This window comes from Halomonas korlensis, assembly GCF_900116705.1.
Lineage (GTDB): Bacteria > Pseudomonadota > Gammaproteobacteria > Pseudomonadales > Halomonadaceae > Halomonas > Halomonas korlensis.
Genome location: NZ_FPBP01000003.1, coordinates 247347 through 271795, shown reverse-complemented (window position 1 = coordinate 271795; position 24449 = coordinate 247347). Strand labels below are relative to the sequence as shown.

General features: G+C 64.7%; 25 protein-coding genes. 9 read left to right on the top strand and 16 right to left on the bottom strand.

The genetic code is table 11. The annotated features are described in order from the left end of the window. Positions 1-32: 32 nt before the first annotated feature. The 5 genes from ahbB (BM341_RS06010) to BM341_RS05990 form a co-directional block, all read right to left on the bottom strand. The gene (ahbB, locus tag BM341_RS06010; RefSeq protein ID WP_139232980.1) at positions 33-617 is read right to left on the bottom strand and encodes a siroheme decarboxylase subunit beta; all 585 of its coding nucleotides are present in this window, start codon (positions 615-617) and stop codon (positions 33-35) included. Beyond that, positions 592-1050, bottom strand: a complete 459-nt coding sequence (locus tag BM341_RS06005) for an Lrp/AsnC family transcriptional regulator (RefSeq protein WP_089793925.1) — start codon at positions 1048-1050, stop codon at positions 592-594. Before BM341_RS06005 ends, ahbB (BM341_RS06010) begins: the two co-directional genes overlap by 26 nt. After that, the gene (ahbB, locus tag BM341_RS06000; protein ID WP_175507806.1) at positions 1047-1580 is read right to left on the bottom strand and encodes a siroheme decarboxylase subunit beta; all 534 of its coding nucleotides are present in this window, start codon (positions 1578-1580) and stop codon (positions 1047-1049) included. Before ahbB (BM341_RS06000) ends, BM341_RS06005 begins: the two co-directional genes overlap by 4 nt. Then, a complete protein-coding gene (locus BM341_RS05995) occupies positions 1577-2062 on the bottom strand; it encodes an AsnC family transcriptional regulator (RefSeq protein ID WP_089793923.1) in 486 nt (161 codons plus the stop codon). Before BM341_RS05995 ends, ahbB (BM341_RS06000) begins: the two co-directional genes overlap by 4 nt. Positions 2063-2127: 65 nt before the next feature. Then, positions 2128-3855: a nitrite reductase gene (locus BM341_RS05990; RefSeq protein ID WP_089793921.1), complete on the bottom strand. Its 1728-nt coding sequence runs from the start codon at positions 3853-3855 to the stop codon at positions 2128-2130. 361 nt (positions 3856-4216) lie between these two features. Between BM341_RS05990 and BM341_RS05985 the strand changes: the two genes are divergently transcribed. Continuing rightward, the gene (locus BM341_RS05985; protein WP_089793919.1) at positions 4217-4552 is read left to right on the top strand and encodes a c-type cytochrome; all 336 of its coding nucleotides are present in this window, start codon (positions 4217-4219) and stop codon (positions 4550-4552) included. Between the two features lie 8 nt (positions 4553-4560). Next, positions 4561-5784 (top strand): cytochrome D1 domain-containing protein, encoded by a 1224-nt coding sequence (locus BM341_RS05980; RefSeq protein WP_281246482.1) that lies wholly within the window; start codon positions 4561-4563, stop codon positions 5782-5784. Positions 5785-5885: 101 nt separating this feature from the next. On the opposite strand, the gene BM341_RS05975 is transcribed toward BM341_RS05980, so the two are convergent. The 5 genes from BM341_RS05975 to norR form a co-directional block, all read right to left on the bottom strand. Then, entirely contained in the window at positions 5886-6590 is a 705-nt protein-coding gene (locus BM341_RS05975; RefSeq protein ID WP_281246486.1) for a succinate dehydrogenase iron-sulfur subunit, read from the bottom strand. A gap of 69 nt (positions 6591-6659) precedes the next feature. Then, the gene (locus tag BM341_RS05970; protein WP_217646177.1) at positions 6660-7001 is read right to left on the bottom strand and encodes a hexameric tyrosine-coordinated heme protein; all 342 of its coding nucleotides are present in this window, start codon (positions 6999-7001) and stop codon (positions 6660-6662) included. Between the two features lie 133 nt (positions 7002-7134). Beyond that, positions 7135-10248, bottom strand: a complete 3114-nt coding sequence (locus BM341_RS05965; protein ID WP_089793915.1) for an efflux RND transporter permease subunit — start codon at positions 10246-10248, stop codon at positions 7135-7137. Next, entirely contained in the window at positions 10245-11627 is a 1383-nt protein-coding gene (locus BM341_RS05960) for an efflux RND transporter periplasmic adaptor subunit (RefSeq protein ID WP_089793912.1), read from the bottom strand. The genes BM341_RS05965 and BM341_RS05960 overlap by 4 nt, the downstream gene beginning before the upstream one ends. Positions 11628-11731: 104 nt before the next feature. After that, entirely contained in the window at positions 11732-13312 is a 1581-nt protein-coding gene (norR, locus tag BM341_RS05955; RefSeq protein WP_089793910.1) for a nitric oxide reductase transcriptional regulator NorR, read from the bottom strand. A 161-nt stretch (positions 13313-13473) separates the two neighbouring features. On the opposite strand from norR, the gene ytfE reads away from it, so the two are divergent. After that, complete coding sequence (gene ytfE / locus BM341_RS05950) at positions 13474-14130, top strand: iron-sulfur cluster repair protein YtfE (RefSeq protein ID WP_089793909.1); 657 nt, start codon at positions 13474-13476, stop codon at positions 14128-14130. Positions 14131-14200: 70 nt separating this feature from the next. Next, positions 14201-14821, top strand: a complete 621-nt coding sequence (locus BM341_RS05945; RefSeq protein ID WP_089793907.1) for a hemerythrin domain-containing protein — start codon at positions 14201-14203, stop codon at positions 14819-14821. 101 nt (positions 14822-14922) lie between these two features. Here BM341_RS05945 and BM341_RS05940 read toward each other — a convergent pair whose 3' ends face one another. Together BM341_RS05940 and BM341_RS05935 are read right to left on the bottom strand one after the other, a co-directional pair. Then, a complete protein-coding gene (locus BM341_RS05940; protein ID WP_089793905.1) occupies positions 14923-16104 on the bottom strand; it encodes a cytochrome P450 in 1182 nt (393 codons plus the stop codon). Between the two features lie 361 nt (positions 16105-16465). Next, entirely contained in the window at positions 16466-16867 is a 402-nt protein-coding gene (locus BM341_RS05935; RefSeq protein WP_089793903.1) for a MarR family winged helix-turn-helix transcriptional regulator, read from the bottom strand. Positions 16868-17005: 138 nt separating this feature from the next. On the opposite strand from BM341_RS05935, the gene BM341_RS05930 reads away from it, so the two are divergent. Further along, positions 17006-17569: a Yip1 family protein gene (locus BM341_RS05930; protein WP_089793901.1), complete on the top strand. Its 564-nt coding sequence runs from the start codon at positions 17006-17008 to the stop codon at positions 17567-17569. 125 nt (positions 17570-17694) lie between these two features. Here BM341_RS05930 and BM341_RS05925 read toward each other — a convergent pair whose 3' ends face one another. Then, a complete protein-coding gene (locus BM341_RS05925) occupies positions 17695-18084 on the bottom strand; it encodes a ribonucleotide reductase subunit alpha (protein ID WP_089793899.1) in 390 nt (129 codons plus the stop codon). Between the two features lie 106 nt (positions 18085-18190). Next, the gene (locus BM341_RS05920) at positions 18191-18622 is read right to left on the bottom strand and encodes a globin (RefSeq protein WP_089793897.1); all 432 of its coding nucleotides are present in this window, start codon (positions 18620-18622) and stop codon (positions 18191-18193) included. A 202-nt stretch (positions 18623-18824) separates the two neighbouring features. On the opposite strand from BM341_RS05920, the gene ubiU reads away from it, so the two are divergent. From ubiU to BM341_RS05900, 4 genes are all read left to right on the top strand, one after another. Then, positions 18825-19820, top strand: a complete 996-nt coding sequence (gene ubiU, locus BM341_RS05915; RefSeq protein WP_089793896.1) for a ubiquinone anaerobic biosynthesis protein UbiU — start codon at positions 18825-18827, stop codon at positions 19818-19820. A gap of 11 nt (positions 19821-19831) precedes the next feature. After that, positions 19832-20749 carry a U32 family peptidase gene (locus tag BM341_RS05910; RefSeq protein WP_089793894.1) on the top strand — a complete coding sequence of 306 codons (918 nt, stop codon included), beginning with the start codon at positions 19832-19834 and terminating at the stop codon, positions 20747-20749. A 151-nt stretch (positions 20750-20900) separates the two neighbouring features. Beyond that, positions 20901-22034 (top strand): helix-turn-helix domain-containing protein, encoded by a 1134-nt coding sequence (locus tag BM341_RS05905; protein WP_089793892.1) that lies wholly within the window; start codon positions 20901-20903, stop codon positions 22032-22034. Positions 22035-22216: 182 nt separating this feature from the next. Next, the gene (locus tag BM341_RS05900) at positions 22217-22810 is read left to right on the top strand and encodes a DUF6448 family protein (RefSeq protein ID WP_089793889.1); all 594 of its coding nucleotides are present in this window, start codon (positions 22217-22219) and stop codon (positions 22808-22810) included. Between the two features lie 135 nt (positions 22811-22945). Here the strand turns inward: BM341_RS05900 and ubiT are convergent, their stop codons facing one another. Continuing rightward, on the bottom strand, positions 22946-23446 hold the full coding sequence (ubiT, locus tag BM341_RS05895; protein ID WP_245784182.1) for a ubiquinone anaerobic biosynthesis accessory factor UbiT: 501 nt from the start codon (positions 23444-23446) through the stop codon (positions 22946-22948). Positions 23447-23658: 212 nt separating this feature from the next. After that, a complete protein-coding gene (locus BM341_RS05890; RefSeq protein WP_089793887.1) occupies positions 23659-24429 on the bottom strand; it encodes a ribonucleoside-diphosphate reductase in 771 nt (256 codons plus the stop codon). Positions 24430-24449 lie beyond the last annotated feature (20 nt).

Genomic DNA, 24449 nt, shown 5'->3' with positions numbered 1-24449 from the left:
TCTCCTGCTGGGTGGCAGTCCAGGGACACGGCTCAACCGCGCCGTTGGGTATTCGATGGAGCCGCGGCCAGGCGCAGCCCAGTCTTCTTGAGAATGCGTGAACTGTAGAGGATGCGGTGGCCACGGCACGCGTCACCCAGGCGCTCACGCAGTTCCTCTGCCTGGCGCTCGACCTCGTCGCGGCTGCGGCCGTGGAGCATGGCGAACAGGTTGTAGGGCCAGTGGGGCAGGTGGCGCGGACGGCGGTAGCAATGGCTGACGCTTTGAATGGCGGCGACCTGGCGGCCCAGGCGCTCGATGTGGGCGTCGTCGACGTTCCACACCGTCATGCCGTTGGCCACGTAGCCGAGCCGATAATGATTGGGCACCGCCGCGACTCGGCGGATCACGCCACACGCCTGCATGGCTTGAATACGCTCGAGCACCTCCTCACCGCTCATGCCCACCTCGCGGCCCACCGCGCCCCAGGGATCGGGGACCAGCGGCAGGCCGGCCTGGGTGGCGAGCACGATGGCGCGATCGGTGGCGTCGAGTTCCCGGACATCACCTTGTTGGGCGTCGCGATTCTCGAGGTCGCTATCCTCGGCAGGTCTAGACGGGCAAGTGGAGACGGACATGGAATTCCTCTTCCTTGGGCATGTTGTAAACGGGAAGTCCCGTCGCCTCCTCGACCTCTTCGATCACCTCTTTGATACGCGAGGGTGTCTCGGTGGCCAGCACGAACCACATGTTGAGTTCGTGCTCACGGCGGTAATTGTGGGCCACCTCGGGGAAGGCATTGACCGCCTCGCTGACGCGCTCGAAGTCTGACTCGGGTACCGCCAGCGCCGCCAGTGTCAAGCCGCCACCCAGGCGCTCGGCGTGGTACATAGGCCCAAAACGGCTAAGTATCCCACCCTCGCGCAGGCGCTCCAGACGATTAAGCAGATCGCCCTCGGCGATACCCAGCTCTTCGGCTACCGCCGCATAGGGGCGCGCTACCAACGGCAGGCCGTCCTGCAAGCGGTTGAGCAAGCGTCGATCCACGCCGTCCAGGTCGTCGAGTGTCATATCGCCCCCTCCCCCACGTAGCGACCGCCGCACTGGCGGTAGGCGTGGGTGCTGAACAGCACCCGGTGCTCGAGCTCGCCCAGGTCCAGACGCTCGACGATCATCGCGAGCTCGGCCAGTACCCGCTCGCGGCGGGCGCCGTGAATCATGCAGAACAGGTTGTAGGGCCACTCGGGCAAGCGCCGCGGACGGCGGTAGCAAAGCGTTACTGCAGCCTCCTGGGCGAGCCGCCGGCCTATCTCCTCGACCTGCTCGTCCGGTACGTCCCACACCATCATGGCATTGGCCTGGATACCCAGGCGACGATGGCGCACCACCAGCCCCAGACGCTTGATCATGCCCTCGGCCTGCCAACGACGCACGCAGGCCATTACCTGTTCCTCGGCCATGCCGGCCTGTTCGGCCAGGGTCTGCCAAGGCCGCGGGGTGAGTGGCATTCCCTGCTCAAGCAGGGCCCGTAGGCGGCGGTGGGCGGCCGGCTCGTCGCGCGAGCGGACGGCATCGAGGGGCAGTGGGGTCGCGGCACTCATGTGCACTCCAGTTCGGCCCAGGGGATGGGGAACGACAGGTCGATGTGATAGCCCTCGAGCATCGGCAGCCGCAGCATCGGCACGCCCAGTCGGGCCTCCAGCGCATCCAGCCGCGCCTCGAGCTCGGGCTCGTCCGGCGCGGTCATCACGAACCAGAGGTTATAGTCATGCTCGCGTGCATAGTTGTGGTTGACGCCGGGGGCGGCATTGATGAGCTCTGCGAAGGCATCGCGCGTCTCCTCCGGAACGGCCACCGCCGCCAGCAGGCTGGCGCCGGCCCTGGCGTGGTCGAACACCGGTCCCACACGACTGAGCACGCCCAGTGACAGCAGGCGCTCCAGGCGCGCAATCACCTCGGTCTCGGAGGTGCCCAGGCGCTCGGCCACGCTGAGAAAGGGACGGTTGCAGACCGGCAGGCCGCGCTGGTAGATGTCGATCAGGCCTCGATCCAGGCTATCGAAGTCTCGGGGATGGCAATGCATCGGCACAGCTCACTTATGCGTTGGATAGGCGGGCGGGCCCCGAGAGGCCCGCCGCCGTTTCCCGATCAGTAGATATCTTTCTGAGTATTGATCACATTGAACTTACCGGTCGGCGTGACCAGACGCTCGTCCTTGATCACGTGCTTCAGCTCACGTGTCTCGTCATCCACGATCACCAGTGCGGAGGTCTCGTCCATGGTATTCCACACCGAGAACCACACCTCGTCCCCGGCCTGGTTGTACTCCGGCTGCACGACGCGCTTGGGCCCCTCGCCCACATCGGCCCACTCGGCGATCGGCAGCACCTCGTAGCCGGCTTCCAGGTCGTTGATGTCGAAGACCGCCACGCTCTGGCTGATGTCCTCGCTGGGGTTGAGTGCGGTGTCGACGTAGAGATTGTCGGACTCCGGATGGGTCTTGATGAACAGCGAGCCGCCTCCCTGACCGTCCAGGGTGCGCACCACTTTCCAGGCATTATCGGGATGCCCTTCGGGGTCGGTACCGATCAGCTGGATGGTGGCGTCACCCAGATGGCTGGTCGCCCATACCGGCCCATGCTCGGGATCCTCGAAGTTGGCGCCGCGGCCCGGATGCGGAATCTCGCCCACATCGACGATCGCCTCGAGATCACGATCCTTTGCGTCGATGACCACGATCTGGTTGGACTCGTTGGCCGCGGTCATGAAGTAACGACCCGAGCCGTCCCAACCGCCATCGTGCAGGAAGCGCGAGGTATCGATTTCCACCATGGAGAGGGCGTCCAGGTTCTCGTAATTGACCAACTGGACCTTGCCGGTTTCCTTGACGTTGACGATGAACTCGGGGTGCTGGTGGGAGGCGACGATGGCCGCCACGCGGGGTTCGGGGTGATACTCCTGGGTGCCGACAGTCATCCCGCGGGTGCTGACGATCTTCTTCGGCTCCAGGGTCTCGCCATCCATGATCACGTAATGGGGCGGCCAGTAGGCGCCGGCGATGGCGAGATCGTCCTCGTAGCCCTCGAACTTGGAGGTCTCGACGGAGCGCGCCTCCATGCCGATCTTGATGGAGGCGACGATCTCCGGATCCTCCATCCACAGGTCGATCATGTCGACCTTGGCGTCGCGACCAATGACGAACAGGTAACGACCCGAGGCGGACATCCGTGAAATGTGTACCGCATAACCGGTGTCGAGGATCTTGACGATCTCCTTGGAGTCGCCATCGATCAGCGCGATCTGACCGGCATCACGCAGGGTAACCGAGAACAGGTTCTCGATATCCAGATCGTTCATCTGCTCGGTGGGGCGATCCTCGGGAGCGACCAGCACCTCCCAGGTATCCTTCATATCGGCCAGGCCGAATTCAGGCGGTTGGGGCGGCTCGTGCATGATGTACTTGGCCATCAGCTCGATTTCTTCATCGGTCAGATCGCCCGAGGTGCCCCAGTTGGGCATGCCGGCCGCCGAGCCGAAGTTGATGAACGCCTTGAGATACTCAATACCCCGCTCCTGGGTGATATCGGTGGTCAGCGCTTTTCCGGTAGCCCCCTGGCGCAGCACGCCGTGGCAGCCCGCGCAACGCTGGAAATAGATCTCCTTGGCCTTTTCGAACTCCTCGTCGGTCAGATCCGGGGCGCCGGGAGTACGTACGGTCTTGGCCGAGGCAGGGTCCACGGGGGAGTCCGTACCCCGATACGCTGCCTCCGACTCATCGACGCTCTCGTGCTGCTGAGCCTGTACCGCGCCGATTCCCAGCGCGACGGTAGTGACCGCCACTGCCAGGGGCTTGAGATACCAGTCTTTTTTCATCATCGTTCCACCTCGTGGTGATCCTTGAATACGCTATCGCCAGGTCAGGGCGAGTCGTTGTTGTCGTTTGTCGGACGGCCAGCCGGCGCCGCATAGCCGATGACCTCCCTCCGCAGAGCGTGGTCTAATAATGCGCATATTTCCTGCATCTTTAACGGGTTTCATACCGCTTTCCTTGGCAAGATTGATCTACGTCAAAGTGTCTCGGCCCCACCGCCAAACAGACATTGCGAGCCTGAAAAGATCATGCTTCATGGACCCTTCAGGGAAATGCTTTGACCCCCGTCAAGGCATATCCGGCCGCCAGCGAGGACACTAGGGCCAATCGCGACACCGGGACCGTCGAAGCATTCGAGGAGATACCATGCCCCTGCCCGCCCCCCGCCGTTTGCTGCTCGCGCTCTGCTGGTTGCCGGTCACCCTCCTGGCCGACGACTCGCTCACCGCCGAGCGAGTACAGGAGCTCGAGACCCTGCTTTACCAGGACTGCGGCTCCTGCCATGGCATGACGCTGCGCGGCGGGCTGGGCCCGGCGCTGCCGACGTCGCGCATGAACGCCTATAGCCAAGACGGCCTGGCCGCATTGATCCTCCACGGCATTCCCGGTACCGCCATGCCTGGCTGGAAAGGGCTGCTGACCGAGGAAGAGGCCCGCTGGCTCGCCGATCACCTGCAGAACGACAACCCCTTGGATGAGTGAGCAACTCGATGACCCAACACGCAATGGCCATGATTCCCCTCGCCCTTCGCAAGCCCCTCGTTACCTTCTCACTACTTGCCTTGCTGGCCGGCTGCCAGGTGACCCCGAACGCGGAGTTGCGCGGCACCGGTGACCTCGGCGTGATCGTCGAGCGCGCCACCGGTAGCCTGGCGGTGGTAGACACCAGCCACCACCGAATCCTCGATCGGGTGGAGGGGCTGGGCGATCTCTCCCACGCCTCGGTAAAGTTTTCCCGTGATGCCCGCTACGCCTTCGTGTTCGGTCGTGACGGGGGGTTGAGCCGGGTCGACCTGCTCACTGGCGAGATCACCCACCGGGTAATGCAGTCCGGCAACAGCATCGGCGGCGCCATCTCCCAGGATGGCTCATTGGTGGCGGTGGCCAACTACGAACCGGGCGGTGTGAAAGTGTTCGACAGTGAAACCCTCGAGGAGGTAGCGGAGATTCCGGCGACGTACCGCGACGTGAACGGCGAGGAACAGCGCTCCAAGGTGGTGGGCCTGGTGGACGCCCCCGGCAATCGCTTCGTCTACAGCCTGTTCGAGGCCGGTGAGATTCACGTCATCGACATGAACGGCGAGGCGCCCGAAGTGACCCGCTTCACCGATATCGGCGAGGCGCCCTACGACGCCCTGATCGGCCCCAACGGGCGCTACTACATCGCCGGGCTGTTCGGCGAGGACGGCCTGGCGCTGCTCGACCTCTGGCACCCCGAGGAAGGCGTGCAGCGCATACTTTCCGACTACGGGCGCGGTGAGGAGCGCCTGCCGGTCTACAAGATGCCCCATCTGGAAGGCTGGGCGATGACGGGTGGCGAAGCCTGGCTGCCGGCGGTGGGCCGCCACGAGGTGCTGATCGCCGACACTGACGACTGGTCGCTGGTAGAGCGCATCCCGGTTCACGGCCAGCCGATCTTCGTGATGACCCGCCCGGACGAGCGCCAGGTATGGGTCAACTTCGCTCACCCGGACAATGGAGTGGTGCAGGTAATCGATACCGAGCGCCGCCAGGTCATCGCCACCCTCTCGCCCGGCGAGGCGGTGCTGCACATGGAGTTCACGCCCAGGGGTGGGCAGGTATGGATATCGGCCCGCGACAGCGACCGGGTGGTGGTCTACGACACGCGGACGCTGGAGGAGGTTGCGCGGCTTCCGAGCGAGTCACCCAGTGGTATCTTCTTTACCGACCGGGCTCATCGCACAGGGCTGTAGGTTCTTGGCTGGGGCAGCGAGCTAGCAGCGGCTGGCTCCTCGCGCCCCTCATGGCCAGTACTGCCCCCTCATGGCCAGTACCGCGTGGGGGCGTGCCGTGCTCAGCTGCCGCGCGCCAGCAGCATTGCCTTGATGTGGCCGATGGCGCGCATGGGATTGAGCCCCTTGGGACACACCCAGGTGCAGTTGGCGATCTGGCGGCAGCGAAACACGCTGAAAGGGTCATCGAGCTCGGCCAGGCGCGCCTCGGTGGCGGTATCGCGGCTGTCGATCAGGAAACGGTAGGCCTGGATCAGGCCGGCCGGACCGATGTACTTGTCCGGGTTCCACCACCAAGAGGGACAGGCCGAGCTGCAGCAGGCGCAGAGGATGCACTCGTAGAGGCCATCGAGCTTCTCGCGGTCCTCAGGGCTTTGCCGCCGTTCCGTCGCTGCGGGGGGATCATCATTGATCAGCCAAGGGCGAATCTTCTCGAACTGCCGAAAGAACAGGCTCTGATCCACGACCAGGTCGCGGATGACCGGCATGCCCGGTAGCGGACGCAGCGTCAGGGTATCGCCGCGTCCCAGCACCTCCTCCACCGAAGTAATGCAGGCCAGGCCGTTCTTGCCATTGATATTCATGCCATCGGAGCCGCACACCCCTTCCCGGCAGGAGCGCCGATAAGCCAGGCAGGCATCCTGCTGTTTGAGGTGCTCGAGCACGTCGAGCACCATGGCCTTGCGGAAGCGTTCATCCACCTCCCGCGTTTCCATCCTGGGACGTTCATCGAGTTCAGGATGGTAACGGTAGAGCTGCACCTTGATCATCTAAGCTTTCCTTGATTCGGCCCTTGATAGGGCCCTGAATGCGCCGCCGGTGCGCCTCGAGGCGCATCACTCACGCCAGTAGTCGTTGGCCGCGGCAACGGTCTGGAAGTGGGTGGCAATGACGTGGGAAACCGCAATCAGACTGTCGGGATTCTCGGCATACTCGGAGCGCTTCGCCTTGCGTACCTCGGCGTCGGGCTGGGTGATCCCCACCCCCTTCTGAGAAAGCGTCACCGCCAGGGCAAAGCCCTCCTGCGGCGTCTCGGTCATCAGGCTCGGCAGCCAGGTCTCGCCGGAACCCTCCGCTTCATGTTCATCCGCCAGGGCAACGCTGCCCAGCAAGAGTGAGGCAGCCAGCATCAGGGCACCGGTGATCTTGCCTGCAACATGGCTATTGATGGGCGTCATGCGGCCTCCTAAGTATTGATCCATGGGGCACATCCTCTTGCCGGGTTTATAAGATGCAAAAAAAGTACATCTTTAAAGATAGCCTGTGCCGTCACATGGTCAAGGCGGGGCCGGCCGGCCCCAACCGATGTCGCTACGCCTCGGCGGGCGCCCTGTGGGTCCAGCCCCAGTCGTCGAACAGCACGTAAAGGGCCGGGATGACCAGCAGCACCAGCAGGGTGGCGCTGAGCAGGCCGAAGACCACGGCGATGACCAGCGGCTTGATGGCATCCGCCTGGCTGCTGGTCTCGGCCAGCAGCGGCGCGAGGCCGGCGATGGTGGTGGTGGAGGAGATCAGGATGGCGCGCAGCCGGTCGCGGCAGGCTTGCCCCGCGGCCGCTGCCGCGTCCATGCCTCGCTCGCGGTGCGTCTTGATGAAGTGGATCAGCAGGATGGCGTTGTTGACCACGATACCGGCCAGCGAGGCGGCGCCGATCAGCGAGGGCATGGAGAGGTAGTAGCCCATGATCACGTGCCCCCAGATGGCGCCGATGAAGGCCAGTGGAATCGAGAGCATGACGATCAGCGGCTCCACGTAGCTGCGGAACTGGAAGGAGAGGACCACGAAGACCCCCACCAGGCCGATCAGCAAACCGCGGGCGATGGAGCCGCCGGTCTCGGCGGAGCTGGCTACCTGCCCCTCGAAGGTGACTGCCACCTCGGGATGGCGTGCCTCGAAGTCGGCCAGCCAGCCGCTGCCGACGAGGTCGTCGACGATGGCCTGGCCACTGGCCTGGCGGGCGTCCACGTTGGCCTCGACGATGACGGTGCGCCGCCCGTCGATGCGGGTGATGCGCGCCCAGTCGCGGCGCTCAGCCACCTCGGTCACCACCGAGAGCGGCACCCGGCTGCCGTCGGGTAGCATCAGGGTCTGGTCGGCCAGGTCGTCGAGGCCGTCGCGGTCGGCCTCGGCCTGACGCACCAGTACCTCGATCTCCTGCTCGCCGATGCGCTGGGTATCGGCGATCTCGCCGAGCAGGCCGGCGCGCAGCTGGCTCGCCACCTCCTCGGCGGTGAGCCCCAGGCCGTGGGCACCCGAGGCCAGCGAGTAGGCGCGCTGGGGCTTGCCCAGGCGCAGATCATCCATGACGTTGTAGACCGCCGAATAGCCCTCGAGGCGCGTGGCCAGCTCGAGTGCCGCCGCCTTCATGGCGGCGAGGTCCTCGCCGGCCAGGCGCACCTCCACGGGCACCCCGGCGGGGCCGAACCCCGGCTCCTGGATGATCAGGCGCTGCACCCCGGGGATATCGCCGATCGCTTCCCGCCACTCGGCGGTCAGCGCATCCAGGGTCATGGTGCGCCGCTCGGCGGTGAGCAGGTCGACGCTGACCGTGGCCACGTGGGGCCCCGCCTCCCGGGCGCTGAGGTTGTGGTTGAAGCGCACCTGGATTGCCTCGACCAGCGCCGCGCCCCCCGGCTGCCCGGGCGAATGGCGTTCATCGAGCTCGCGCATCGCCGTCTCGATGCGCGCGGCCACCGCCTCGGTGCGCTCGAGCGGCGTGCTCTGGGGCATCAGGATGCGTGCCTCCAGCACGTCGCCGTCGATGTCGGGCATCGCCTCGCTGCCGACGTGGCCACCGGCCATAAAGCCGACGGAGGCCAGCATCACGGCCAGCACCGCCCCCAGCACCAGATGGCGGAAGCGGATCGCTCGGTCGGCCAGCCGCCCCACGGCCTCGCGGAAGCGCTCGAAGCCGCGGTCGAAGGTGGTGCGAAAACGGGACTCATGGCCCTGCTGCAGGAGTTTCACGCTGCCCTTGAGACTTCCTTTGAGATGATGGGGCAGGATCCAGAACGCCTCGACAAGGCTCGCCGCCAGCGCGGCGATCAGCACCACCGGCAGCACCTCCAGCACCGCCCCCAGCTCGCCGGCCAGAAAGGAGAGCGGCACGAACACCGCGGCAGTGGTCAGGAACGACGACAGCACCCCGGGCAGCACCTGGCGGGTCCCCGCCACCACCGCCTCCAGCGGCGTGGCGCTCTCCCCGGCGTGGGCGGCAATGTTGTCGGTGATCACGATGGCATCGTCCATGACGATGCCGATGGCCATCAGCAGCGCCACCAGGGTGATCATGTTGAGCGAGAGGCCGGCGAGCCCCATCACCAGGAAGGCGCCCATGAAGGCCGCGGGCAGCCCCAGCACCGCCCACAGCGCCAGGCGGGGGCGGAAGAACAGGCTCATCACCAGCACCACCAGCGCCAGCCCCATGAGGCCGTTGGCCACCAGCATCTGCAGGCGGTCGCGGACAATGCCGGTCATGTCCTGGGTCAGGGTCAGCGTGATGCCATCATCGAAGCGGCGGCGCTCGGCCTCGATCAGCCCCTCGAGTCGCTCCTTCACCGCCAGGGCGTCGTCGCGCAGGCTCTTGCTCACCTCCAGCACCAGCGCCGGTTCGCCGTTGAAGCGAAGCTTCTCCTCCTCGCGTTCGCCGGTCTCGGTCAGGGTGGCGATATCGCCCAGGGTCAGTTCGCCGCCGGCCGGGTCCGACATCACCACCAGGCGCGACAGTTCGGCGAGCGAGCGACGCTGGTCGGTGAAGCGCAGCAGGAGTTCGCGCTCGGGGGTCTCCAGGGTGCCCAGCGGCAGGTCCAGGCTCTGGGCCGAGATCCGCCGCGCCAGCTCGCGGGCCGAGAGGCCGTGCTGGCCGAGCACCTCGCCGGGCACCTCCACCTGCCACTGGCGCTGGGACATGCCGTGGATCGCCACATCCGCCACGCCGGGCAGCGCCATGATGCGCTCTTCCAAGCGCAGGGCGTACTCCTCGAGCTGGCCGGCGGGCATGTCGGAAGATACCGCGACCGCCGCCACCGCGTCGCTGCGGTGCAGCTCGCGCACCACCGGCGGGTCGGCCCGGGCCGGAAACTCGCTGATGGCACCGACCTCGGTGTCGATCTCGCCGAGAAAGCGCAGGGGATCGCCGCCGGCCTGCAGGGTGGCGGTGGCGCTGGCCAGGTTGTCCTGGGCCACGCAGACGAACTCGTCGAGGAACTCCACGCCCTTTACCGCCTCGTGCAGGCGTCGACAGACGGCATCCTCGACGTCGGCGGCGCTGGCCCCGCGGTAGACCACCTCGACACTCACCTCCACCGGGCGGTAGTCGGGGAAGGTCTCGCGCTTGAGCGACGGGGCGGTGAAGAGACCGGCGGCGAGCAGCAGCACCAGCAGCAGGTTGGCGGCGGTGGGGTGGGCGGCGAACCAGCGGATCATGGCCGGGCTTCCTCGTGTCCCTGGCCCAGCGCCTGCTCGGCGACTCGCGCCTCCAGGGCCTCGTCGCGACGTGGCTCAAGCGCCATCCCGGCGATCGCCGCGGGCAGGTCATCCACCACCACCCGTTCGCCGGGCTCGAGGCCGGCCGCGATCACCGCCAGGTTGCCCTGCTCGAAGGCCACGCTCACCGCGCGCCGCTCGAGGCGTGACTCGCCATCCACCAGCCACACCTCACCCTGGTGCACCGCACTGGCCGGTATCGACAGGCGTGGCTCGGGGCTCGCTAAAGAAAGCCGCGCACGCACGTACATGTCGCGCTGCAAGGGCGGGCGGTCCGGTGGCCGGGCATCGCGCCAGGGATTGTCAACCATGACCACGGCACGCACCGTGCGGGTGGCCGGGTCCAGCCCGCTGGCCACGCGCACCAGCCGTCCCGACCAGCTCACGCCCTCGGCGCCGACCAGCGCCAGCTCAGCATCGATGGCGGTGAGGTCGAGACGCTCGCTGAGGTCCAGGGCACCCACAGGAATCTCGGCAGGGGCAATCGCGCCCAGCAGGCGGCGCATCATGGCGATGGGAATGTGCGCTTCCACCTCGGCAGCCTCGAGGCTATCGGCCTCGAACAGCCGTTGGCCGACGCCGACGAACTGGTGGCGCTCCACCGCCACCTCACCCAGACGCAAGTCATAGGGCGCTTTGATGCGCGTATCTGCAAGATCTTCCCGGGCCTGGGCCAGGTGCGCAGCGGCCCGCTCGCGCTGGGCCACGAGCACCTCACGCCTGGCAGGCATCAGCGCCAGGGTGTTTTCCAGGACGGCCACCGCCTGGCGCTGGCCCAGGGTGCTGCGTCGCTGTTCGTCACGCCGCGAGGTAGATACCGAGCCGCTGGACGCCAGGCGCTCGACGCGTGCCAGCTCCTGCTCGGCCAGGCCGAGCGCCTCATGCTCCAGCGCCAGCAGGCGGCCGCTATTCTCCTTCTCGACCGCGAGCTGGGCCAGCTCGCCGGTCAGGCTGGCCAGCTCCGCCTCGGCCTCGGCGATAGCCAACTCATAACGGCTGGGGTCCAGCGCCACCAGCAGGGTGCCCTCGGGCAACAGAGTGCCACTTTCCAGCCCCGAGTGGCGCTCGATGACGCGCCCCGCCACATTGGCCACCGCCTGCCAGGTCTCGGCGGGGCGCGCCACCCCATGACCACGGGCTTCCAGGCGGAAGTCCAGAAGTCGGGCCTCGACGGTCCTGACCGGGGCGGCGGGGGCCGCCGTCTCCTCACGCTCGGGGGCCTGGCGGTTGGCCACGAAAACGACCAGCAGCGCCACGCCCACGGCGACACCAACGAGCACCGCCAGCGCCTGCCCCAGTCGCCTGCTCCAGAACCTCATGGCTCACCTCCCCCTTCCACGCCGATGCCGCGGCGGTAGCATTTCAGGACACGTATTGCGCTGCGCGCCACCTGTCAGCCGTTGTCATTCTGCGCTGTTCCCGGTCAACTCATGATGTGACGGCGGCACGACTTCACCCCCAGCCGCCGGGCCAGCTTGTGCAGGTTGCTCGGGTCTATCTCCAGGCGTCGTGCGGCCGCCGCCCAACTCCCTTCGCAGGCGTCCAGGGCCTCGCGGATCGCCTGGCGCTGGGTCTGCTCCACCCGCTCGCGCAGGCCAGGCGGAGCGGATTTCTCACCCCGCTCCGGTGCCAGCGCAGCGACTTCGCCTTTTTTCTCCAAGGTCGGTTCCACCAAGGCCGGTTCCACCGGGGCAGGCAGGTCGAGCCACTCGGGCACCAGGGTGATGATATCGTCGCGCCGTGCGCCCCGGCTGAGCGCCTTGATCGCCGCGCGGCTGATCACGTGTTCCAGCTCGCGCACGTTGCCCGGCCAGGCGTAGGCCAGTAGCACCGCCTCGGACTGCGGCGAGAGACGCAGGCTGCGTACCCCGAGCCGGGCGCGGTTGATCTCCAGGAAGTGCCCGGCCAGCACCAGTACGTCGCTGCCCCGCTCGCGCAGTGGCGGGATCGCCACCGGATAGGCCGACAGCCGATGATAGAGGTCGGCACGGAAATGGCCCTCACGGACCCCGTCGGCCAGAAGCCGGTTAGTGGCGGCGATGATCCGCACGTCGACGCGGCGTGGGGTATCCTCGCCCAGGCGCTGCACCTCGCCTTCCTGCAGGGCACGCAGCAGCTTGGCCTGGACAGGCAGCGGCAGCTCGCCCACCTCATCGAGAAACAAGGTGCCGCCGTCGGCTGTCTCGAAGCGGCCGGCACGCCCGGCGGTGGCGCCGGAGAAGGCCCCTTTTACATGGCCGAAGAGTTCGCTCTCGGCCAGCGACTCGGGCAGCGCGGCGCAGTTGACCTGCACCATCGGTGCCTTGTGCCGGGCAGAGCGGCGGTGCAGGCGGTGGGCGAAGAGCTCCTTGCCCACGCCTGTTTCCCCCGCCAGCAGCACCGGCAGGTCAGATGCCGCCACTACGTCCAACTCGCGCAGCAGCCGCTGAAGCATGGCGCTGTGGCCGAGGATGTCGCGCGCCTCGGGTGCCGCCAGGGGCAGGCCGGTGTCCTCCCGGGCCATGCGCAGGGCACGCAGGTCCCGCTCCAGGCGACTGACCCGTACCGCCGCCTCGGCCAGCAGCGCATAGCGCTCCAGGGCGACGCGGTCGGTGGCATCGAAGGTCCCGGCCTCCAACGCATCCAGGGTCAGCACGCCCCAGGGCGCGCCTTCTACATGCAGGCTGATGCCCATGCAATCATGCACGTGCAGGGGCTGCCCGGGCTGCTGCTCCACCAACCCGTCATAGGGGTCCGGCAGGCTGGCATCCGGCGGGAAGAGCGTGGTGCGCCGGCTGGCCAGGATGGTGGCGAGGCGCGGGTGCTGGGCCACCTGGAAGCGGCGCCCCAGCGCTTCACGCACCAGGCCATCCAGGGCTACCGGCACCAGGGCGTTCTCCTCCAGGCGTAACAGGCAGACGGCGCCGCAGCGAAAACCCTCGCGGAGAGTACGCACCAGGCGCTGCAGTCGCACCGCGCTGGGCAGGTCGGCGACCAGGTCCGCCAACAGGGTTTCATCGAGCATGGTGTTATTTACCTTCCAGGGTTTTAACTACCCTACTTTGCCCGGGTGCTTTTTACCTTAACGCAAGCCAGCCTTCGTGAATACGAGCGCTCGACGCTGGCACGCTCCTTGCTAGAGAGGTAATAAGCATCACCCACATCCCCCCAAGAAGGAATTCCTGTATGAGCCTGATCGAACAGACCGTCGGCCGTACCGCCCTGACCATGCCCGGCGCGACTCGGGTATTCCGCGACCACAATATCGACTTCTGCTGCGGTGGGCGTATTAGCCTGGGCGAGGCCGCCGAGCGCGCGGGTCTGATCCCCGAGGCGCTGGTCGCCGAGCTCGAGGCGCTGTCGCAAGGTGTAAGCGACGAGCGCGACTGGTCATCGGCCAGCAACGAGGCGCTGATCGAACATATCCTCACCCGCTACCACGATGTCCATCGCCAACAGCTGCCCGAACTGGTTCGCATGGCCCGTCGCGTCGAGCAGGTCCACGGCGAACGCGATACCTGCCCCAACGGCCTGGCCGACCTGCTCACCACGCTCCATCAGGAAATGGAAAGTCATATGCAAAAGGAAGAGCAGATCCTCTTCCCGCTGCTGCGCCAGAACACAGTTGACCGAGTCCAGGGTCCTATCGCGGTGATGCGTCAGGAGCACGACGACCATGGCGAACATCTCGGCCAGTTGATGGCGTTGACCGACGATATCACTCCGCCGAAGGGGGCCTGTACCACCTGGCGCGCGCTCTACACCGGGCTGCGCGAGTTTCGCGACGACCTGATGCAACACATTCATCTGGAAAACAACCTGCTGTTCGAACGGGCCATCTAGCGGCTTGGCCTACGGACCACCACCCGAGACGCGTCGCCAGCACGAAGGCGGCGCCTCATGGAGATCCATCATGAAAGCCATTCTCCTTGAACGCCTGCACGCCGACCACTATCGCTACGAGGCATTGCTGTGCATCCTCGACCGACAGTTGCATATCGCGGCCTGCGAAGAAGTTCCCGATTATTCGCTTCTGGCCCAGCTGTTCCACTACCTGACCGAGCAGCCAGGAGAATGGCATCATCGGGTGGAAGATCAATTGTTCAAACGACTGGCCGAACGTCACCCCGAAAGCCACGAGATCCTCGAGGTACTGATCGAAGAACATCGTCGAATCGATATCTACGGCCGTGAGCTTGAAAACAAGGCCAGGAATCTCGGTAACGCGTCAGAAGCCGAAATGGACTTCACCACCTTGAGCCTCGCCCGCGCCTTCAGTGAGCTCTACCATCATCACCTGCATACCGAGAACCATCGAGTCTTCCCGATGCTCGAGACATCCCTATCGGCTGCCGAGCTCGACAACATGGAACTGGAGGTCTCCTTGAAGACCCCCGCCGAAGGTAGCCCCGGCTTCCAGAAACTCTATCGACAGATCGCCGAGGGACGAGCCGGATTGCAGCTGGGGGCGGGGGAACAGGCTGATTTCTGCCCCCTCTGCGATGCCAGGCCCGAGGGTATTCCCACGCCATGACCTTCCTGCGAGGCGCTTGGCCGCATGGCGAGCGCCCCTATTTACCTGACACCAGCATGCTTACCTGACACCGGCATGAACCCTTTTATATCGGGACACGTTCAAGGCGTTTTTCCAGCAAGCTTGCGAGTACGGACTCTCAACGGCACCTCGGAATAGCCGCCGGCGGGATACAGGGCACGTACCGCGGGGCGCTCCGTTACCGGCGCCAGCTCGACGGTGGTGTCCAGCAGCGCCTCCATGAACAAGTGAAGTTCCATGCGCGCCAGCGGGGCGCCGGGGCAGACATGAATGCCGGCGCCGTAGAGCAGGTTGTCCTGCGGGTCGCGGTCCAGGCGCACCTCGTCAGGGTCGCCGAACACCGCCTCGTCGCGGTTGGCCGAGCCCCACAGGATCGTCAGGCGTTCGCCGGCTGCCAGTCGCCGGCCACCGATCTCCACCGGGCGGGTGGTAATGCGGCGATTGGACATCAACGGCGCGTCGAGGCGCAGGATCTCGTCGATCGCCGCCGGCAGTAGCGATGGTTCGGCGCGCAACCGGGCCTGAAACTCAGGATTGGCCGCCAGGTAGTGCATCAGGATGCCGATACTCGCCGAGATGGTGCCAAGCTCCCCCACCGTCCAGTTACGCAGGATGCTGACGATCTCCTCGTCGGTGAGCGCACGACCCTCCACCGTTTCGTTCATGATCCGGGTGGTGACGTCATCCGGGGCGGCGTCACCCGCCTTCCGGCGGCTCTGCAACTGCTCGCGGATCACCCCGTCGAACTCCAGCGCCAGCTCGCCCAGCGCCTCGCGGTCACCGGCCAGGGTGGCGGATTGCTGGCGTTCCACCCAGGCGCGCAGCGGTTCATGCAAGCTGGTCGGCCAGCCCATGAAGGCGCACTGGATCTCAAGGGCGAAATCCTGGCCCATCTTGGCCATTGCCTCTACCTCACCATTGATGGGCAGGCGGGCTACCACATCCTCGGCAATGTCGCGGCACCGTGGCGCGAAAACGGCCATGGCGTTGGGGCCGAAGTAGGGCTCGATGAGACGGCGAAAGCGGGTGTGCTCGGGCGGATCCATGGCGTTGGGCACCGAGAGGTGACGGCTTGCCGCGTTGCTGAAGGTCTCGTGATCCTCGAGCACACGCATCACGTCCTCGTGCCGGAAGAGCGACCACTGCAGGTAGTCGCTGAAGGCCACCGGGCAGCTGCCGCGCATCGCGTCGTAGGCGGCGATCTGGTCATCCAGAACGTTCCCCGCGCGCGGATCCCAGTCTTGATGAATCTTATTGCTCATGGTGTCTCCTTGAGAAGCGAGAGGCACCACCAAGGTGAATCAATCCTCTCGCTCCGAGTATGAAAACAAGCATTTATTCCACCAGAATCAGCCCCGGATCACATTGATGCATATCACCCTCACCCAACATGTGCCGGCTTAATGACCTGCTGCGACATCACGTGGCAGGCCTTTTACCTGACCTGGTGGGCGTTAAACATTCTTTAATATGCTTATTAAAGATTCGTGACCCATGGGAGCAACCTCCCAGGCTGCCTCATGAGCAGAAAAAGCTGATGTGAATCACCGCTCCCGAGGCTTATACAAGTCATTACCATTAGGCAGCTTTTCCATCCGCTGCCGTTTTAGCGTTACGCGGCTTTCAGGGTAATTCTGACCATCCCGGATGGCCGAACTCGTCCTGCAAGTGGCGCAGCTCTGGTTGATGCCGCTCTGCGATCTGTTCGGCCAGTCGCGCCCCTTTCGCCAGGAGGTGCACTTCAATGCGTCGGCGATCATCCCGGCCGGGGTGCCGCTCCACCAGCCCCAGCTGCTGGCAACGATCGATCAGCATGACGGTGCCGTGATGCTTGGCCTGCAACCGCTCCGCCAGCTCGCCGACGGATGCCCATTCGCGGCCCGCGAACCCTTTCAGGTGGAGCAGCAGCTGATACTGCAAAGGAGTCAGGCCATGTTGGCGGCAGATATCCTCGCTATCCCGCAGAAAACAGCGCAGCCGATAACGAAAGTGAGACAACCGTTCGAAGTCTTCTTTTCTCAACATGCATGTCCACCATGATGCGACAGTCGAAAGCCCGGGGACAGTGCGCACCTTGACAGGTGCACCCGCCGTGACTAACTATATCACAATATGATGTAGTGGTTTCGAAACGTCTATTCCCGAACAGGGCAGGGGTGGCTTATGAACGTTGCAACGATCTTCTTTCTACCGTTCAGGCGCAGCGTGGGGTGGAAGGAACTCCAGCAGCGTGGGTGGTCGATTCCAGCCTTGGCCTGGCTGGTGGTGCTACCCATGTCGCTGCTGCCACCGATCATGCTCTACTATGCCGGCACCCACTATGGCGACGCGTTCATGGCAGGCTTTGGTGATCGTCAATGGCGCTTCATCACCACTATCCTGTTCCTGGCCGAGCTGCTGACCTTCTTCGTGATGGGCTGGCTGATCCATTCGGTGGTCAACAGTGGAGAGATGTCGATCAACTACCACGATGCCTACCTGATCGCTGCCATGGCACCGCTACCGCTCTGGTCATCCTCGTTGGTCCTGCTGATTCCCAGCCTGCTGATCAATGCCCTGGCCGCACTGGTGGCGATGGCCCTTTCGTGCAGCCTCATCTATCACGGGCTGCAGGGGCTATGCCAACGAGGCGAGAACGATATCGTTGCCATGTCCACGACCTATACCGTGATGGCGGCAGGCGTCATGGCGTGGGGAGTGCTGATGGCGATCGTCTGGGCCTACTGAGATGGCGGGCCACCTGTGGTTGGTCACCCAACTTCCATCCTGCCGTCCATACGTTCAACTGCTGTGCACTGTTAACTGGTGGGATGAGGTTATTGAAACCCCGCTTTGTGAAACCCCTCTGCGGTTTAATGAAACCCCACTACGTCGCCCTCGCGGTCGAAAGCGAGATACGCCTCGATGCTGCCCATCTTGAGCGCCTCCACCATGCGATCCAGCTGCTGCTCAGCGCGTTCAGTACCGAGATCAGCCATGGCAGCCACGAAGGCGATATCCCACTCGACGCCGGTCGCTCGTGATTCCGCCACCAGATCTTTCATGTCAGTGAGCTCGTCAGGCGTCTTGTCGACGCACAGCATCGGGGTGAGCACGCCGCCTTCTCCCTGCTCGAAGCGTTGACGCTGTTCCTTACTGGGATGGTCCGGCAATTCTGCACGGGTAAAGACGAACAGCAGGCGCTGCGTTTCGGGCTGCTGGCGCGCTTCGTCGAGCAGGTCGTTAAAACTGGCAATCGCCATGGTGACTCCTTGAGAACGTGCTGAAAAAAATGATTCCGCTCAAGGATAACGGCGCGCTGTTGGAATAAAAGCCCAAGGGTCGTCACAGAAAAGAAAAAACCCTCGTTTAAAGGGCGAAGGTATCCTCTCGTTCGTAATGAAACTTCATATAGACGATACCCGGCGACATCACCAGCCGCCAGGCGAGCTCGGCCTCGTCGGTGAATCGATCATCAAAACGGCGTACCGTCGCTATCAAGGTCTCGAGCCATAGGTCATAAAGGCGAGGGGGAATGTCGAGATGCACGCGGCTGTGACTGACTGCCACCTCATGCAGGTAATAATCGGCATGGCTCGAGGCATAGAAGGCCAGCAGATGGTAAAAGGCCTTCTTCAGCATGGCCTGCTGACGTGGCATATCGGTATAGCGAAACTTCTCCGCGACTTCCGGCGAGGCTGCAAGGAAGCGGTCATAGAAGGCCGAAAAGAAGCCCTGCCCGCCGACTTCGCGGCTCAGTACGCGTCCATAACTCTCATCGAAGAGTTGCTCAATATCCACGGGGCACCCGCACGAGTGTCTTACGTCAAGATTAGGCGGGATCCTGCCATCAGTCGTCATCCAACGAACCGGCCATAGAATTTATCTGACATGGGTCATGAGACCTTCTGCCGCAAAATCCAGTGTTGCCATGACGCGAGTCAAAAGCCCATGGGGAATAGTCGACTAGCATGGCCGGGATTCCCACTAAAGGAGGCTCGCCATGGAGCTCGTCTGCCCCGCCGGCAACCTGCCCGCGCTGAAGCGCGCTGTGGACGAAGGGGCCGATGCCGTCTATTTCGGCTTCCAGAACACCACCAACGCCCGCCAATTCGCCGGTCTCAATTTCACCGACAAGCGCGCCCGGGAGGGCATCGACTACGCCCACGCCCGCGGCAAGCGGGTGTTCTGCGCCATCAACACCTACCCCCAACCCGAGGGTTGGGCCATGTGGACCCGCGCCGTGGACCAGGCCGCCGAGCTCGGCGTCGACGCGCTGATCATGGCCGACATGGGGCTGCTCGATTACGCCGCCCGCCGCCACCCGGGGCTGGCCCGCCACCTCTCGGTGCAGGGCTCCGCGACGAGCTTTGAGGCGCTGCGCTTCTACCACGAGCAGTTCGGCATCAGACGCGCCGTGCTGCCGCGCGTGCTTTCCATTACCCAGGTACGCGACCTGGCCAGGCAGAGCCCCGTGGAGCTCGAGGTGTTCGCCTTCGGCAGCCTGTGCATCATGGCCGAGGGGCGCTGCTATCTCTCCTCTTACCTGACCGGTGAATCGCCCAATACCCGCGGCGTCTGCTCCCCGGCGGCCCATGTGCGCTGGGAGGAGACCCCACGGGGCTTGGAATCGCGCCTCAATGGTGTGCTGATCGACCGCTACGCCGAGGGCGAGCGCGCCGGCTACCCGACCCTGTGCAAGGGCCGCTTCGAGGTGGGCGGCGAGACCTATCACGCCATCGAGGAGCCCACCAGCCTCAATACCCTGGAGCTGCTGCCGGAACTCCAGGAACTCGGCATCGCGGCGGTGAAGATCGAGGGGCGCCAGCGCAGTCCCGCCTATGTGTCGAAGGTCGCCGGCATCTGGCGCCAGGCACTGGACCACCTGGAGCGCGCCCCAGGGCGCTTTCACCCGGACCCCACCTGGATGGCCGGTCTCGGCGAGCTCTCCGAGGGCGCCACCACCACCCTGGGTGCCTACGAGCGCCGCTGGAAATAGGAGAGAGCGCCATGTCCGTCACCCCCAAGCTCCAGCTGTCCCTGGGCCCGGTACTCTTCTACTGGACCCGCGAGCACTACGCCGACTTCTACCGCGAGGCCGCCGACTGGCCCGTCGAGATCGTCACCCTGGGCGAATCCGTCTGCTCGCGGCGCCGGGACATGAAGCTCGACGACTGGCTGGGTATCGGCCGCGAACTCGCCCAGAGCGGCAAGCGGGTCGTGCTGGCCAGCCAGACCCTGATCGAGTCCGAGGCCGACCTGCGCGACCTGCGCAAGCTGTGCGACAACGGCGAGTTCACCGTCGAGGCCAATGACCAGAGTGCGGTGCAGCGCCTCTTGGCGGCCGGCCTGCCCTTCGTCGCCGGTGCGGCGCTGAACCTCTACAACCCCGCGACTCTGGCCGTACTGGCCCGCGCCGGCATGCAAGGCTGGCAGGCTCCGGTGGAGATGTCGCGGGACGATCTGGCCCGGCTGCTGGCCGACTGCCGCGAGCAGGGTCTCGAGCAGCCCTGCGAAGTGTTCGCCTACGGCCACTTGCCACTGGCCTGGTCGTCGCGCTGCTTCACCGCACGGCGCCACCAGAAGCCCAAGGACCGCTGCCGGTTCGTCTGCCAGAAGTACCCCGAGGGGCTGGCGCTGCGCTCCCAGGAATCCCAGCAGGTCTTCACCCTGAACGGTATCCAGACCCTCTCCGGCGCCTGCCAGGACCTGCGCCACGAGGTGGGCGACATGGCCGCGATGGGCGTCGGGATCGCCCGCCTGAGCCCCCGGCCCGAAGGCATGGCCGAGGCGGTCAGCGCCTTCGATGCGGCCCGACGCGGCGAGCTTCCCGCCCCCGACCCGCTGGCGCTGGTGGACGCTGAGATCTGCGACGGCTACTGGCACGGACGGCCCGGCATGGACAATACCCGCGGGTTGGCGCCATGATCGGGTCGGTCCTGCGCCCGGAACCGAGTGAGGCGCCTGCCGCTGGTGGGGCTGACCGTTGAGTAAAGCCGTTTTTTCTGGTCGGTGCGGCGGTTCCGGCACGTGGGAGACGATGCGCGGCTGAATCATCGAAACACACACGAGCCCCATCATGTACCTGACGCTGGTTGACCTTCTTCTGGCCACCACCATCATCCAGTCGCTGGGCCTGGCCGCCTTCCTGCTGCTGCCGGAAATGTTCCGACTAACCAGCAACCGCCTGCTGGCGGCCAGTGTCCTTACCTTCGCCGCTGGCCTTGGAGAAGTCTTTCTCTATTCCACCGGTGTCGCCCTTCAGCACCCGAACCTGGCCTACTTGGGTACGCTAATCGGTCTGCTCCAGGCGAGCCTGCTCTATTTGTATTCACAGTCGCTGATGTATCGCGACTTCCGCCTGGTCCCCAGACACGCCGTGCATACCCTGCTGTTCTGGGTGGTGTCGGCGATTTTCCTGGTGGAGTATTACCTTCAACCCACGGAGGTCAAGCTGCATATCTTGCTGAGTCGCGACCACCCGGGCGTACTCACCTCCCCCCTGCTGGCCGCCGCTATCCATCTGGTCTTTCTGGGGTACCTGTGGGCCACCATTCGCGCCCTTGGCCGCTTCGGCACCACGGTACGCCAGCTCTTCTCCAATCTCGAGAACAAGCAACTGGCCTGGCTGCGCACGTTGCTGATCGGCTATGCCTTCGTCTGGACCCTCAGCCTGTTCTACTGTCTCTCCGCCCATGTCTTCAAGAGCGATGCCAGCGCCGAGTGGGTCTCCACCATCGGTGCCATCACCGGTTTTCTGTTCATTAACTACTTACTGATACACGCCCTGCGCCAGCCCACTATCTTCTCGGGGCTGAGTGCCGAAGAAGCACGCCTCGCACAGAGCAATGGCAAACAGGACGCGCCAGACAGAGAAGTGGATGACGCCCTGCTCCAGCGTCTCAAGGCCCACATGGTCGAGGCCAGGCCCTACCTGGACGCCAACCTGACGGTGGAGCAGCTGGCCCGGCAGCTTGGCGTGCCCACCCGTGAGCTATCACAAGCCATCAATCAGGGGCTCGAGAAGAATTTCTTTGAATTCGTCAGCGACTACCGCATCGTCGAAGCCTGTCGGCAGCTGCAAGCTGCCGAGGCGGGCACCACCATCCTGCAGGTGATGTATGACGCGGGCTTCAACTCCAAGTCGGTCTTCAACACGGCCTTCAAGAAGGCCACCGGTATGACTCCCAGCGCCTATCGTGCCCAGGGCTAGGGTTCGACTTTCAGAAGACCGAGATCGAACTTGCATCCTGTTGATTTCAGTTATATTTCCGAAAAATAAAAAAATGTACGAAGGCGCGCTATCGAACGACCCGGCCACTGCGACTCCCTATCATGGAAGCACAGTCAAGCAGCACAGCGACTGATACTTTCACCACACGGGAGCACAGCATCATGACCGCAATTTTTCGCAAGCGCCTGCTGATTATCGCAACCACCTCTGCCCTAGCAATGTCGCTGGCCACCCCAGCGTTCGCTCATTGCGACGCCATGGACGGCCCGGTGATCACGGAAGCGCAAACGGCACTGAGTTCGGGCGATATCACCCCGCTGCTGAAATGGGTGCCGGCCACGGACGGGGCAGCCTTGACGAGCGCCTTCGACAAGACGCTCGAGGTGAGAAAGCTCGGCGACGACGCCCAGGAACTGGCCGATCAGCAATTCTTCGCGACTCTGGTAGAGATACACCGCGCCTACGAAGGCGCTCCCTTCACCGGCGTCAAGCCAGCAGGCGAGATCGACCCTGCGATCCAGGCGGCCGATACAGCGCTGGAAGAAGGCGAGATCGATGCCTTCCTGGCACGCGTGGTCGACAAGTTCGAACGGGAGGCCCGCTCGGCCTTCGAAGCCACCCTGGCGGCCAAGCAACAGGCGGGCGAAAGTCCCGACCAGGGCCGTGAGTACGTCGAGCACTATGTGCACTACGTGCATTACCTCGAGGATGTGCACAACGTGATCGCCGGCAACAGCGGCTCCCACGATCACTAAGCAACCGCCCCGGGGCATGAGAGTGGCCTGGGGCGGTGCGCATTGTTTTCTGATCACATAGCGCTGGCGGAAGCCGCGACCTGTGCGGCGACTGGCATGGCAACCCTGGCATGCCGGCCACGAGGGAATAACGTCTCAGTGTCGGCGCTCGACGAAGCGCTCAAAACGCGATAACCACTCACCCAGGCGGCCTTGGGCCAGCCCTTCCTCGCAGCCATCGAGCAGATTCTTGACCATCAAGCCTAGCTCGGTATCACCTTCTATCGACAGACGACGCTGAAAGAAGAGACTATCGGGGTCCTCGTGACGCGTCGCCAGGCACAGGAATTCGCGCCAGCCTCCGCGGATGCTTGCCTCGCCCGGTGCATCGCTGAGCATGATCTGCCTGCCCGCAAGGCCAAGGGTCAGGGTTATCCCCAGGTCTTCTACTATCAGGGCGATGCGGCGTCCCTGCAGGGCATCGAACTCGCCCTCCTCGAGGGGCACGGCAAAGGTCCGATTGAGCAATGGCTCGACCAGACGTCGCTTGAGCGCGAGCGGAACCCGAGTATCGAGAACACGAAACAGGCGTGTCGGAGTGGGAGGTCGCGCCATCGAGGTCATGGCCGAAAAAAAGGGAAGAGGCGGCAAGGACATGGCAAACACTCCTGACAAGCACACACGAGACGGAAACACAGAACAGTGCATTCTGGCAGGGTCGCGAGGGAGAGCACTGACATGCATCAACCCGATGCCATTTCCATGACGGACGATGTCCGCTACCGCTGCGATGTCGCCGGTGAGCCAGCCAGAATCGCCACGGGGCCGCGCGATGCGGCCCCGTGAGGTAACGGACTCTCAGGTTCGACTCAACCGCACTTTGACCAGCCGCAGCCCGCATAGCAGGTCGGGCAGCCGTCCATCATGATCAGCTCGCCGCGACACTCGGGACAGTGGCCGACCACGGTAGGGCCGTCGCCCTTCTCCTTGCGGCTGGCTTCACCGCCGCCGATCATGGACACGGCACCAGCGGGCTCGGCGCTCTCTTCATGGGCCGGTGGCTGCCAGGGGTGGCCGTGGGTCAGACGGTGGGCGTAGCGGCTGACCAGTTCCTCGGCCGGCACCTGGTTGCCGTCCTGGTCAAGGAAACCGCGACGGTAGAGGATCTGCTGGATCGACCAGGCGATGGCCGCGACCTCGGAATCGTGGAACATCGGCTTGCCCCAGCGATTCATGCCGCAGCGCACCAGGCCCTTGTCCCAGGCCACCTTGCGTAGATCCGCCACCGCCTGGGTGACGTAGCCGCCGCGGGCGGCCAGCGACAGGCTGCGCATGGTGGCGGTGATCCACTGGTGCTCGCTGGAGAGCTGGCCGGAGGGGAAGAAGAACTCCACCGGGCGCTCGACGATCACCCGTTTGCCGTTCAATACGCCTTCCACCGGCATGAACGACACCAGCAGGTAGACCTTCTTGCGCCCTTCGGCGCCCACGTAGGAGATCTTCTCCGACACGGCCTCAAGCGTGCCCTCGGGGCGCGAGGGAATGCGCACCGTGAGCGGGTTCTCATCGGCCAACGGCGGCGGCTCGACCGCCTTCTTGACGCTATAGGAAACGATCTTGGACTTGATTTCGACGGCCATCAGCGGGCTCCTTGAATGCT